Genomic DNA, 13,440 nt, shown 5'->3' on the forward strand with positions numbered 1-13,440 from the left:
GATGACGGGATCGAACCGCCGACATTCTGCTTGTAAGGCAGACGCTCTCCCAGCTGAGCTAATCACCCTTCGCTTCGGTGTGGCGCGCATTCTACGGAGCGACCCAACCTCTGGCAAGCACTTTTTTAATTAATTTTCTCAGGCCTTCCAAAGGCTTAGAGAAGGGTTGGCCTATGACCCGGCGAAGACAATAATGCCCCCCTTTGTATAAAGGAGAGACTCACCCCATGTGGTTCAAAAACCTGCTTATCTATCGCCTGACCCAAGACCTGCCTGTCGATGCCGAGGCGCTGGAAACTGCACTGGCCACCAAACTGGCGCGTCCATGTGCAAGCCAGGAGTTGACCACCTACGGTTTCGTCGCGCCGTTCGGCAAAGGCGAAGATGCGCCACTGGTGCACGTCAGCGGTGACTTCCTGCTGATCGCTGCGCGTAAAGAAGAACGCATTCTGCCGGGCAGCGTCGTGCGCGATGCGGTCAAGGAGAAGGTCGAAGAGATCGAAGCTGAGCAGATGCGCAAGGTCTATAAGAAGGAACGCGATCAGATCAAGGATGAAATCATCCAGGCGTTCCTGCCGCGCGCCTTTATCCGTCGCTCGTCGACCTTCGCCGCCATCGCGCCGAAACAGGGCCTGATCCTGGTCAACTCCGCCAGCCCGAAACGTGCCGAAGACCTGCTTTCCACAATGCGTGAAGTGCTCGGCACCCTGCCCGTGCGTCCGCTGACCGTGAAAACCGCACCGACCGCCGTGATGACCGAGTGGGTGACCACCCAGCAAGCCGCCCCGGACTTCTTCGTTCTGGACGAATGCGAGCTGCGCGACACCCATGAAGACGGTGGCATCGTGCGTTGCAAGCGTCAGGATCTGACCAGCGAAGAAATCCAGCTGCACCTGAGCACCGGCAAAGTAGTCACCCAATTGTCGCTGGCCTGGCAGGACAAACTGTCGTTCATGCTCGACGACAAGATGACCGTCAAACGCCTGAAGTTCGAAGACCTGCTGCAGGATCAGGCGGAACAGGACGGCGGCGACGAGGCTCTGGGCCAACTGGACGCCAGCTTCACCCTGATGATGCTGACCTTCGGCGACTTCCTGCCGGCACTGGTGGAAGCGTTGGGCGGTGAAGAGACTCCGCAGGGGATCTAATCCTGACGAGTTTCAAAACTGTGGGAGCGAGCCTGCTCGCGAATGCGGAGTGACAGTTAACATTAATGATGTCTGGCACGCCGCTTTCGCGAGCAGGCTCGCTCCCACAATTGTTTTTGTGGTGTTCATTCAATAATAAGGAACAGGCCATGCGCGCACTGGCTGCACTCAGCCGCTTTGTCGGCAATACCTTCGCTTACTGGGTTCTGATTTTCGCCGTGATCGCGTTCCTGCAACCGGCGTGGTTCCTCGGCCTCAAAGGCGCAATCGTGCCGCTGCTGGGGCTGGTGATGTTCGGCATGGGTCTGACCCTCAAACTCGATGACTTCGCCGCCGTCGCCCGCCATCCGTGGCGCGTGGCTTTGGGCGTGGTCGCACATTTCGTGATCATGCCCGGCGTGGCGTGGTTGCTCTGCCAGATCTTCCATCTGCCACCGGAAATCGCGGTCGGGGTGATTCTGGTCGGCTGCTGCCCAAGCGGCACCTCTTCCAACGTCATGACCTGGCTGGCCCGCGGCGATCTGGCGCTGTCGGTGGCGATTGCTGCCGTCACCACCCTCCTCGCTCCGCTGCTGACCCCGGCGCTGATCTGGCTGCTGGCTTCGGCGTGGTTGCCGGTTTCGTTCATGGAATTGTTCTGGTCGATTCTGCAAGTGGTGCTGCTGCCGATCGTGCTCGGCGTGGTCGCGCAACGCGTGCTCGGCGACAAGGTGCGCCACGCGGTGGACGTGTTGCCACTGGTGTCGGTGGTCAGCATCGTGATCATCGTCACCGCCGTGGTGGCCGCCAGTCAGGCGAAGATTGCCGAATCCGGGCTGCTGATCATGGCCGTGGTGATGCTGCACAACAGCTTCGGCTACTTGCTGGGTTACTTCACCGGGCGCCTGTTCAAGTTGCCACTGGCGCAGCGCAAGTCGCTGGCGCTGGAAGTCGGCATGCAGAACTCGGGGTTGGGCGCGGCCTTGGCCAGCGCGCACTTTTCGCCGCTGGCGGCGGTGCCGAGCGCGTTGTTCAGCGTCTGGCACAACATTTCCGGGGCGTTGCTCTCGACGTACTTCCGGCGCATGAGCGAGAAAGAAGACCGAGAGGCGCTGGCACAGCAGCCAGCCGACTGACCGGGAAACTTGATCCCCGGATTAATGCTCGGCAGACTGTTGCGCTACGCGGGGACGACCCTGCGGCTCGATCGAGTTATCAATCTGGGGACGGCCCCGTCAATCGATGGAGGTCTCTCATGTCCTGGATCATTCTGTTTTTCGCCGGCCTGTTCGAAGTCGGCTGGGCCGTCGGCCTGAAATACACCGACGGCTTCACCCGCCCGCTCCCCACCGTCCTGACGGTTGCGGCCATGGCCATCAGCCTTGGCCTGCTGGGTCTGGCAATGAAGGAATTGCCGCTGGGTACGGCTTATGCAATCTGGACCGGGGTCGGCGCTGTGGGCACGGTGATTGCGGGGATCATTCTGTTTGGCGAGTCGATGGCGTTGATTCGGCTGGCCAGTGTGGCGTTGATCATTACCGGATTGATTGGCCTCAAGGTCAGCGCTTAGGCCACTGGCCCCATCGCTGGCAAGCCAGCTCCCACAGGGATCTGCGGTGAACACAAATCTTGTGTAAATCCAGAAAACCTGTGGGAGCTGGCTTGCCAGCGATGAGGGCCGATCAGGCGACGACTATCTGACTGCCCCGCGCAACGCCCCCACCATCCCCTGCAATTTCGCCGGCTGCGCCGCCTCAACCTCGACCGCCGAGCCCGCCACCAACGTCACCCGCGACCACAACCGCTTGAACAGCCCCTTGTTCGGATCGCGGCTGAAGAAACTCCCCCACAACCCTTGCAACGCCAGCGGAATCACCGGCACCGGCGTCTCTTCGAGAATCCGCGTCAGTCCGCCCTTGAACTCGTTGATCTCGCCATCGGTGGTCAACTTGCCTTCGGGGAAGATGCACACCAGCTCACCGTCCTTCAGATACTGGGCAATCCGGGTGAAGGCTTTTTCGTAGATCTGGATGTCTTCGTTGCGTCCGGCAATCGGAATCGTCCCCGCCGTGCGGAAGATAAAGTTCAGCACCGGCAGGTTGTAGATTTTGTAGTACATGACAAAGCGAATCGGCCGACGCACCGCACCGCCAATCAGTAGCGCATCGACGAACGACACGTGGTTGCACACCAGCAATGCCGCGCCCTCGTCCGGGATCGCCTCGAGGTTGCGGTGCTCGACGCGGTACATGGAATGGCTGAGCAGCCAGATCATGAAACGCATGCTGAACTCGGGGACGATCTTGAAGATGTAGGCGTTGACGCCGATGTTCAGCAGCGACACCACCAGGAACAATTGCGGAATCGACAGTTTGACCACACTCAGCAACACGATCGAAACGATCGCCGACACCACCATAAACAGGGCGTTGAGAATATTGTTGGCGGCAATCACCCGCGCCCGCTCGTTCTCGGCGGTGCGCGACTGGATCAAGGCGTACAGCGGCACAATATAGAAGCCGCCAAAAATACCGAGGCCGAGAATGTCGACCAGCACCGCCCAGGTATGCGCAAAGCCCAGCACTTCGGTCCAGCTGTGGCCGTTGACGCTTTCCGGGATTCCGCCGGAATGCCACCACAGCAACAGGCCAAACACAGTCAGACCGAACGAGCCGAACGGCACCAGTCCGATCTCGACCTTGCGCCCGGAAAGCTTCTCGCAGAGCATCGAACCCAGCGCAATCCCTACCGAGAACACCGTGAGGATCAGCGTGACTACGGTTTCGTCGCCGTGCATCCATTCCTTGGCGTAGGCCGGGATCTGCGTCAAGTAAATCGCCCCGACAAACCAGAACCACGAGTTGCCGACAATCGAACGCGACACCGCAGGCGTCTGGCCCAGACCGAGTTTCAGCGTGGCCCAGGACTGGCTGAAGATGTTCCAGTTCAGGCGCATTTCCGGCGAGGCCGCCGCCGCGCGCGGAATGCTGCGACTGGCGAGATAACCGAGCACCGCAATGCCGACAATCGCGGTCGAAACCAGCGGCGCGTAGTGCGTCGAGGACATGATGATCCCGGCGCCGATGGTCCCGGCAAGAATCGCCAGGAACGTGCCCATCTCCACCAGCCCGTTGCCGCCAACCAGTTCATCCTCACGCAACGCCTGCGGCAGGATCGAATACTTCACCGGCCCGAACAGCGCCGAATGCGTGCCCATGGCAAACAGCGCCACCAGCATCAGCGACAGGTGATCGAAGAGGAAACCGACCGATCCGACGGCCATGATCGCGATTTCCGCGAGTTTGATCAGACGGATCAGCGCGTCCTTGGCGAATTTTTCCCCGAACTGCCCGGCCAGCGCCGAAAACAGAAAGAACGGCAGGATAAACAGCAGCGCACACAGGTTGACCCAGATCGAACGGTCACCTTCGATGGTCAGCCGATACAGAATGGCGAGGATCAGCGACTGCTTGAACACGTTGTCGTTGAACGCGCCCAGCGACTGCGTGATGAAAAACGGCAGGAAGCGCCGAGTGCGAAGCAGGTTGAACTGTGAGGGGTGACTCATCTTCCGTGTTTCCCTGAGGTCGGTAGAGAATGGCCTGGATCTGCTTATTGGAATCTCGATCGGCGTTCCAGGCCACACCTTACCTAAACTTTTCAGGTTATTTCTTCAACCCTGCAATACAAGGTGAGACAAACAGCCCACCGCGCCACGCGCCTTGCACGGTGCGTTTACCGACGATCAGCCACATCACCGCCAGCAAGCTCACCAGCATGCAGCCGACCACGCTGAAAAAACCGAGGTTCAGCGTGCTGGCGAGCTTGAGGGTCGCCAGCGAATACACGCCCAGCGGGAAGGTAAAACCCCACCAGCCGAGGTTGAACGGGATGCCGTCACGCAGGTAACGCGCGGTGATCAGCAGCGCCATCAACATCCACCACAAGCCGAAGCCCCACAGGGTGATACCGGCGATCAGCCCCACGCCTGCAGCGATTTCACCGATGCCCGGCAGACCGTTGGCGGCGAAGATCGCCGGTGCATCAGCGCCCAGCAGCAACATGCCCAACGCACCAGTGCCGATCGGGCCGAGGGCCAGCCAGCTTGAGGCGGCCATGTTTTCGTGGGGCAATTTATGCAGGGCCATGCGCAGCAAGAGGATGGTCAGAATGCTGAACGCCACTGGCAGGGAAAATGCCCAGAGCACGTAGCTGGTGGTCAGCACCACCAGTTGTGCATGGGCATCAGCCAGATGCGGCGCGAGCAGACCGCCGCTGGCCGCCGCCACTTCTGCAGCGACCACCGGAAGCAGCCAGACGGCAGTCATCTGGTCGATGCTGTGTTCCTGACGGGTAAACATCATGTAGGGGATCAACACGCCGCAGGCCAGCGACATCGCCACGTCGAGCCACCACAGTACTTCGGCAAGATGAATCACCCCCTCGCCCCAGCGTGGCAGGCCGAACAGCAGAAAGCCGTTGATGATGGTCGCCAGGCCCATGGGAATGGTGCCGAAGAACATCGATACGGTGGAGTGGCCGAAGATCCGCCGCGCTTCATCGAAGAATAAAATCCAGCGCGCGGCATAAGCGAAGGTAAACAGGGTGAACAACAGAATGTTGAACAGCCACAACCCTTCGGCCACCGCGTGCAACCCGGGAATCGCCACCGGCAGTTGCGCCAGCGCCAGGGCCAGCACGCCGGTACCCATGGTCGCGGCGAACCAGTTCGGGGTGAATTGACGGATCACTTCACGCGGATGCTGAAGCTGGCTGAACGGCTTGATACCGGGTTTGGCAGTGTTGGGGCAAATCATCATGAGCTCCTGTCCTCAGGTGAGGTTGAGCCCATGGTAGAACCGAATCGAATATCTATATAACGGGTAATTTCTCTATCTGTTATCTACTTTGCAGATAAGCAGTCAAACACTGCCTTCGCTTTCAATTACCAGAATCCGCGCCACCCCCTGCGGATGCGCAACGTGCTCAGTGCCGACCGAGGCGTAGAAAATGTCCCCGATCTCCAGCAGCACCTGCTTTTCTTCGCCCTGTTCGCGATAGTGCATCCGCACCTGACCATCGAGCACTACGAACACTTCCTCGCCATCGTTGACATGCCATTTGTACGGCTGATCAGTCCAGTGCAGGCGCGTGGTGATGCCGTTCATGTTGGCGATGTCCAGCGCACCCCAGGCACGCTCGGCGGTGAACGACTTGCTGCGGATAATCTTCATCGGTCGATCCGTGAAAAGAAGGCCGGCCAAAGGTAACTGAAAGCACAACGTTTATGGAGCGCTGCAAGCCTTGACTGCTTGCGGGCGCAGGCTGAGCAACAGCGCGGCGACGGCCAGGAAGATCAATCCGGCACCGTAGCCGTCGGTGGTCGAAAGCAAGCCGTAGGTGCGGGTCAAATGCCCAGCCAGCAACGCCGGCAAGCAGAACGCCAGATAACTCAGCGCGTAGTACGCCGACATCAAACCGGCCCGTTCATGCGGCAGGGCCAACGGCACCAGGCTGCGCACCGCGCCGAGGAAACCCGAGCCAAAGCCGCAACCGGCAACCAGTGTGCCGAGGAAAAACAGCGCCAGACTGGCGCTGTGCACGCCGAGCAAAATCAGCAGCACGCCGATAGGCAGCAGACTGGCGCCGATTTGCAGGGCTTTGCCGGCGGGACGATTGCGCAAAGTGAAGATCATCAGCGCCCCGGTCACGGTCAACGCCGAAACGGTAGCGCCGCCGATCAGGTTCGAAGTCGAACCGGTAGCAGTGCGCACCAGCGACGGTGCCAGTGAGGCAAAAAAGCCGCCGAGGGCCCAGGTTGCGGTGTTCAGCGGCAGCACACGCCATAAGGTCGAACGCGCCTGAACCGGCACATGCAGGGTCGGCCGCAGTGAAGCCCAAGCCCCGGATTGCGGGGTGACGCTTTCCGGCAGACGCCAGACATACACCGCCTGCAACACAAACAGCGCCAGCAGCAGCCAGTAAGTCAGTTGCAACGGCGCCGGGGCGAACTCGGCCAGCAAGCCGCAGCCCATGCTGCCCAGCGCCATGCCGAGCAACGGTGCGACGCTGTTGATCAACGGCCCTTGCTGACGGTCGGTGTCGAGCAGCGTCGCGCTCAAAACAGCGGTGGCCATGCCGGTGGCAAAACCCTGCAATACGCGGGCACTGATCAGCCAGGCAACACTGTCGGCGCTGATAAACAGCAACATCGCTAGCGCATTGAGCAGCACGGCAGTGAAAATCACCGGTCTACGTCCCAGGTGATCGGACAGCGATCCGACCGTCAGCAGCGCCGCCAGCAGACTCAGCGCATACACGCCGAAAATCAGGGTCAGCACCGCTGCCGAGAAGTGCAGTTGATCCTGATACAGGTGATACAACGGCGTCGGCGCCGTGGAAGCGGCGAGAAAACTGAGTAAGGTGATCGCCAGAAAAATCAGGCTGCCACGGTTGGAAGCAAGGCTGGTCATGGGCACACTCCGCAAAAGCTAATTTTTTGCTTTTGCGGAGTGTGCTCCCGGCTTTGGCTTAAAGCAAATTCTTTGTGTTAAGGTCTGACGCATGGCTATTAAAGAAGGTTTACGCCCCGGTGGCCGCAGTGCCCGGGTGCAAGAGTCGATTCATTCGGCAGTTCGCGCGCTTCTGCAAGAACAGGAGCGCAGCAGCGTGACCGTCCCGCAAATCGCGGCGCGCGCCGGGGTCACGCCGTCGACGATCTATCGGCGCTGGGGTGATCTGGCGGCGTTGCTCGCCGACGTCGCCCTCGCTCGCATGCGCCCGGACAGCGAACCGGCGGTGACCGGTGACCTGCGTGGTGACATTCGCGCCTGGGCTGAACAGTATCTCGACGAGATGAGCTCAGAGCCGGGGCGCAACATGATGCGCGATGTGCAGGCCAGCGCCACGCCGGGGTACTGCGTGACGATTCTTGGTGGGCAGTTGCAGACCATCATTGACCGCCACCCCGATGAAGCAGCGCCGAGCGTTGATCGGTTGATCAATCTGGTGGTGGCGCCGGTGGTGTTCCGGATTCTGTTTTCGGCGGCGGCGCTGGAGGTGGATGAGCTGCATCGGTTGATCGATATCGCACTGCAACAGGACTGACGCTTCCGCGAGCAGGCTCGCTCCCACAGGGGATTGCATTCCAAATGTGGGAGCGAGCCTGCTCGCGAAGAGGCCCGACCGGTCACCCCAAAAACCACCCGGTTTCAAACCTGCGACACCACGCCACGCCACGACCTTGGTCGACACTGACTAACCGCCATACTCATGCGAGACTGTCCGCCCGGGCAGGACTGCCGGGGAGTCTTTTGTCGGGAGTGTTGCATGTCGCTGTCCACCGGGCTGATCGCCGCCGTCGCCCTGGCCTATATGGCCATCATGTTCGCCATCGCCTTCTACGGCGACCGTCGCAGCACACCGTTGCCGCCGCGGATGCGCGCGTGGGTGTACAGCCTGTCACTGGCGGTTTATTGCACCAGTTGGACGTTCTTCGGCGCCGTCGGCCAAGCCGCCGAACAGCTGTGGTCATTCCTGCCGATCTACCTCGGACCGATCCTGTTGCTGCTGGGCGCGCCGTGGGTCCTGCAGAAAATGGTGATGATCAGCAAGCAGGAGAACATCACCTCGATTGCCGACTTCATCGCCGCGCGCTACGGCAAATCTCAATCGCTGGCGGTGGTGGTGGCGCTGATCTGTCTGGTTGGCGTCCTGCCCTATATCGCTCTGCAACTCAAAGGCATCGTCCTTGGCGTGAATCTGCTGATCGGCGCCGGGGCCGACGCCATGGGCACCCGCGCCCAGGACACCGCGCTGATCGTCTCGCTGGTGCTGGCGCTGTTCACCATCGTCTTCGGCACGCGCAACCTCGACGCCACTGAACACCACCGCGGCATGGTGCTGGCGATTGCCTTTGAATCGCTGGTCAAGTTGTTCGCCTTTCTCGCCGTTGGCGCGTTCGTGACCTATGGGCTGTACGACGGGTTTGACGACCTGTTCAATCAGGCGATGCTCGCGCCGCGCCTCGAGGAATACTGGAAGGAAACGATTAACTGGCCATCGATGGTGGTGCAGACCGGGGTGGCGATGATGGCGATCATTTGCCTGCCGCGGCAGTTTCACGTCACCGTGGTGGAGAACATCGACCCGCAGGACCTGCGTCTGGCCAAGTGGGTGTTCCCGGCGTATCTGGCGCTGGCCGCGCTGTTCGTGGTGCCGATCGCCCTCGCCGGGCAGATGATGCTGCCGAGTCACGTGTTGCCCGACTCGTTCGTGATCAGCCTGCCGTTGGCCCAGGCCCATCCGGCATTGGCGTTGCTGGCGTTCATCGGCGGTGCGTCGGCGGCCACCGGGATGGTGATTGTGGCCAGCGTGGCACTGTCGACCATGGTTTCCAACGACATGCTCTTGCCGTGGTTACTGCGACGTAACAACGCCGAGCGCCCGTTCGAAGTGTTCCGCCAGTGGATGCTCTCGGTGCGCCGCGTGAGCATCGTGCTGATTCTGTTGCTGGCCTACGTCAGCTACCGCTTGCTCGGCTCCACCGCGAGCCTGGCGACCATCGGCCAGATCGCCTTCGCCGCTGTCACCCAACTGGCCCCGGCGATGCTCGGCGCGCTGTACTGGAAACAGGCCAACCGCCGTGGGGTGTTCGCCGGTCTGGCCGCCGGTACGTTCCTCTGGTTTTACACGCTGATCCTGCCGATTGCGGCCCATAGTCTCGGCTGGTCATTGAGCACGTTTCCCGGTCTGGCGTGGCTGCACAGCAACCCGCTGAACCTGCCGATCACCCCGCTGACCCAAGGCGTCGTGCTGTCACTGGCGGGCAACTTCACGTTGTTCGCCTGGGTTTCGGTGCTGTCGCGTACGCGGGTTTCGGAACACTGGCAGGCCGGGCGCTTCATCGGTCAGGAAATCAGCGCGCGGCCGAGTGCGCGCTCGATGCTGGCGGTGCAGATTGATGATTTGCTGCAACTGGCGGCACGCTTTGTCGGTGAAGAGCGCGCGCGACAGAGCTTCATTCGTTTCGCCTACCGGCAGGGCAAGGGCTTCAACCCGAACCAGAACGCCGATGGCGAATGGATCGCCCACACCGAACGCTTGTTGGCCGGTGTGCTCGGTGCTTCGTCGACGCGCGCGGTGGTAAAAGCCGCGATCGAAGGTCGGGAAATGCAGCTGGAGGACGTGGTCCGTATCGCTGACGAAGCCTCGGAAGTCCTGCAGTTCAACCGCGCGTTGCTGCAGGGCGCGATCGAGAACATTACCCAGGGCATCAGCGTGGTCGACCAGTCGCTGAAACTGGTGGCATGGAACCGGCGTTATCTGGAGTTGTTCAACTACCCCGACGGTTTGATCAGCGTCGGCCGGCCGATTGCCGACATCATTCGCTACAACGCCGAACGTGGCCTGTGCGGCCCCGGCGAGGCGGAAGTCCACGTCGCCCGGCGCCTGCACTGGATGCGTCAGGGCCGTGCGCACACCTCCGAACGCTTGTTCCCCAACGGCCGGGTGATCGAGCTGATCGGCAACCCGATGCCCGGCGGCGGTTTCGTCATGAGTTTCACCGACATCACCGCGTTCCGCGAAGCGGAGCAGGCACTGACCGAGGCCAACGAAGGCCTGGAGCAACGGGTCAGCGAGCGCACGCAGGAGCTATCGCAGCTCAACGTCGCACTGACCGAAGCCAAGGGCCATGCCGAGGCGGCGAACCAGTCGAAAACCCGCTTCCTCGCCGCCGTCAGTCATGACCTGATGCAGCCGTTGAACGCCGCTCGCTTGTTCTCTGCCGCCCTGTCCCATCAGGACGACGGCTTGAGCAGCGAGGCGCAGAAACTGGTGCAACACCTCGACAGTTCGCTGCGCTCGGCAGAAGACCTGATCAGCGACCTGCTGGATATTTCCCGCCTGGAAAACGGCAAGATCAACCCCGATCGCAAACCGTTCGCGCTCAATGAGCTGTTCGATACGCTCGGCGCCGAATTCAAGGCGCTGGCCCAGGAACAAGGCCTGAAGTTCCGTGTGCGCGGAAGCCAGTTGCGCATCGACAGCGACATCAAATTGCTGCGGCGGATTCTGCAGAACTTCCTGACCAACGCTTTCCGCTATGCCAAGGGCCCGGTGCTGCTGGGCGTACGTCGGCGCGATGGCGAGTTGAGCCTGGAAGTGTGGGATCGCGGGCCGGGAATTCCGGAAGACAAACAACAAGTGATTTTCGAGGAGTTCAAGCGCCTCGACAGCCATCAGACCCGCGCCGAAAAAGGTCTTGGGCTGGGCCTGGCGATTGCCGACGGTTTATGTCGCGTGCTCGGCCACACCCTGCGCGTACGTTCGTGGCCGGGGCGCGGCAGCGTGTTCAGCGTCAGCGTACCGCTGGCCCGGGCGCAGTCGGTGCCGCTGCCGGTGCACACTGCGGTCGAGTTGAATGGCAAGTTGCACAGCGGTGCGCAGGTGCTGTGCATCGACAACGAAGACAGCATTTTGATTGGCATGAACAGCCTGCTGAGCCGTTGGGGCTGTCAGGTATGGACGGCACGCAATCGCGAGGAATGCGCGGCGCTGCTTAACGAGGGTGTGCGGCCGCAACTGGCACTGGTCGACTATCACCTCGATCACGGCGATACCGGAACCGAGCTGATGGCGTGGTTGCGCACCACGCTGGGTGAGCCGGTACCGGGTGTGGTGATCAGCGCCGATGGTCGCCCGGAGACGGTGGCGCAGGTGCATGCGGCAGGGCTGGATTATCTGGCCAAACCGGTGAAACCGGCGGCGTTGCGGGCGTTGCTGAGTCGGTATGTGCCGCTGTAACCGTTTGACTTGAGTGTTGCAGCGCTACCACTGACGCCTTCGCGAGCAAGCCCGCTCCCACCTTTGGAATGCATTTCACTGTGGGAGCGAGCCTGCTCGCGAAGCTCTTCGGGTTATTCCGGGAGCTCGACCAGCCCATCGACATCGGTCATCGCCCGCTCCAGCAGATCCGCCGGCAAACTCTTGCTGGCCCGCGCGCCCAGCAATTTGAGCTGCTCACTGCGGCTGACCAGGTTGCCGCGCCCTTCCGTGAGTTTGTTGCGCGCCGAGCTGTAGGCCTTGTCCAGCTGTTGCAGGCGATTGCCGACTTCGTCCAGATCCTGAATGAACAGTACGAACTTGTCGTACAGCCAGCCGGCACGCTCAGCGATTTCCCGGGCGTTCTGGCTCTGCCGCTCCTGCTTCCACAGGCTGTCGATCACCCGTAACGTCGCCAGCAACGTGGTCGGACTGACGATCACGATGTTGCGGTCGAACGCTTCCTGGAACAACGCCGGCTCGGCTTGCAGGGCGGCGGAAAATGCCGCTTCGATCGGCACGAACAGCAAGACGAAATCGAGGCTGTGCAGGCCTTCCAGACGCTTGTAATCCTTGCCGGCGAGGCCCTTGACGTGGCTGCGCAGAGACAGCACGTGCTGCTTGATCGCGACCTGGCCGAGGGTGTCATCTTCGGCGGCAACGTACTGCTGATAGGCAGTGAGGCTGACCTTGGAGTCGACCACCACCTGCTTGTCGCCCGGCAGGTAAATGATCACATCCGGCTGGAAGCGCTCGCCGTCCGGCCCCTTGAGATTGACTTGGGTCTGGTACTCGCGGCCCTTCTCCAGCCCCGCGTGTTCCAGCACCCGTTCAAGGATCAATTCACCCCAGTTGCCTTGGGTCTTCTGGCCTTTGAGGGCGCGGGTCAGGTTGGTCGCTTCGTCGCTCAGGCGCAGGTTAAGCGCTTGCAGACGCTCCAGCTCCTTGGCCAGCGAGAAGCGTTCGCGGGCTTCGGCCTGATAACTTTCTTCCACGCGCTTTTCGAAGGACTGGATGCGTTCTTTCAACGGATCGAGCAACTGCCCGAGGCGCTGTTGACTGGTCTCGGCAAAGCGCTGTTCACGCTCATCGAAGATCTTCCCCGCCAGCTCGGCGAACTGCGCGCGCAGCTCATCGCGCGAGCCTTGCAGGTCGTTGAGGCGTTGTTGATGGCTTTCCTGTTGCTCGCGCAGTTCGGCGTTAAGCGACGCGGCCTGTGCGTCGAGACGCCGCAATTCAGCTTCTTTGTTGGCGCGCTCGATGTTCCACGCGTGGGAAGCGTCACGGGCATCATCGCGCTCGATCTGCAGCAGCTCGACTTCGCGGCGCAGGGCCGCCAGCTCCGCCTGTTTGGCGGCATTGGCCTGGCCGAGGTCGACGATTTCATCGCGGCTGGCTTCAAGTTGGGCGTTGAGCCCGTCCTGCGCCAGTTGCGCCATGGCCAGACGCTCTTCGAGCAAGGCGACCTCGGCTTGCCGATCACTGGCCC

At 61.4% G+C, this 13,440-nt stretch carries 10 protein-coding genes; 5 read left to right on the forward strand and 5 right to left on the reverse strand.

Going from position 1 to position 13,440, the window contains the following annotated elements; translation table 11 throughout:
* Positions 1 to 227 precede the first annotated feature (227 nt).
* The 3 genes from rdgC (at position 228) to sugE (ending at position 2,697) form a co-directional block, all read left to right on the forward strand.
* Positions 228 to 1,148 (forward strand): recombination-associated protein RdgC, encoded by a 921-nt coding sequence (gene rdgC / locus AC3WMV_RS26435; RefSeq protein WP_003223096.1) that lies wholly within the window; start codon positions 228 to 230, stop codon positions 1,146 to 1,148.
* A 149-nt stretch (positions 1,149 to 1,297) separates the two neighbouring features.
* The gene (locus tag AC3WMV_RS26440) at positions 1,298 to 2,263 is read left to right on the forward strand and encodes a bile acid:sodium symporter family protein (protein WP_096797726.1); all 966 of its coding nucleotides are present in this window, start codon (positions 1,298 to 1,300) and stop codon (positions 2,261 to 2,263) included.
* 119 nt (positions 2,264 to 2,382) lie between these two features.
* Complete coding sequence (sugE, locus tag AC3WMV_RS26445) at positions 2,383 to 2,697, forward strand: quaternary ammonium compound efflux SMR transporter SugE (RefSeq protein WP_003223093.1); 315 nt, start codon at positions 2,383 to 2,385, stop codon at positions 2,695 to 2,697.
* A gap of 123 nt (positions 2,698 to 2,820) precedes the next feature.
* Here sugE and AC3WMV_RS26450 read toward each other — a convergent pair whose 3' ends face one another.
* The 4 genes from AC3WMV_RS26450 to AC3WMV_RS26465 all read right to left on the reverse strand — a co-directional run bounded on the left by AC3WMV_RS26450 (position 2,821) and on the right by AC3WMV_RS26465 (position 7,600).
* On the reverse strand, positions 2,821 to 4,695 hold the full coding sequence (locus AC3WMV_RS26450; RefSeq protein ID WP_103369768.1) for an MFS transporter: 1,875 nt from the start codon (positions 4,693 to 4,695) through the stop codon (positions 2,821 to 2,823).
* A gap of 97 nt (positions 4,696 to 4,792) precedes the next feature.
* Positions 4,793 to 5,944: a TDT family transporter gene (locus AC3WMV_RS26455; protein ID WP_103369767.1), complete on the reverse strand. Its 1,152-nt coding sequence runs from the start codon at positions 5,942 to 5,944 to the stop codon at positions 4,793 to 4,795.
* Between the two features lie 105 nt (positions 5,945 to 6,049).
* Positions 6,050 to 6,361: a cupin domain-containing protein gene (locus AC3WMV_RS26460; protein WP_103369766.1), complete on the reverse strand. Its 312-nt coding sequence runs from the start codon at positions 6,359 to 6,361 to the stop codon at positions 6,050 to 6,052.
* A 51-nt stretch (positions 6,362 to 6,412) separates the two neighbouring features.
* Positions 6,413 to 7,600 carry an MFS transporter gene (locus tag AC3WMV_RS26465; RefSeq protein ID WP_103369765.1) on the reverse strand — a complete coding sequence of 396 codons (1,188 nt, stop codon included), beginning with the start codon at positions 7,598 to 7,600 and terminating at the stop codon, positions 6,413 to 6,415.
* Between the two features lie 91 nt (positions 7,601 to 7,691).
* Between AC3WMV_RS26465 and AC3WMV_RS26470 the strand changes: the two genes are divergently transcribed.
* Both AC3WMV_RS26470 and AC3WMV_RS26475 read left to right on the forward strand, forming a co-directional pair.
* Positions 7,692 to 8,234 (forward strand): TetR/AcrR family transcriptional regulator, encoded by a 543-nt coding sequence (locus AC3WMV_RS26470; protein WP_103369764.1) that lies wholly within the window; start codon positions 7,692 to 7,694, stop codon positions 8,232 to 8,234.
* 222 nt (positions 8,235 to 8,456) lie between these two features.
* Positions 8,457 to 11,933 carry a hybrid sensor histidine kinase/response regulator gene (locus tag AC3WMV_RS26475; protein WP_103369751.1) on the forward strand — a complete coding sequence of 1,159 codons (3,477 nt, stop codon included), beginning with the start codon at positions 8,457 to 8,459 and terminating at the stop codon, positions 11,931 to 11,933.
* Between the two features lie 113 nt (positions 11,934 to 12,046).
* Here the strand turns inward: AC3WMV_RS26475 and AC3WMV_RS26480 are convergent, their stop codons facing one another.
* Entirely contained in the window at positions 12,047 to 13,411 is a 1,365-nt protein-coding gene (locus AC3WMV_RS26480; protein ID WP_177325662.1) for a DNA recombination protein RmuC, read from the reverse strand.
* Between the last annotated feature and the right edge of the window lie 29 nt (positions 13,412 to 13,440).

The organism is Pseudomonas sp. FW305-3-2-15-E-TSA4 (assembly GCF_058787295.1).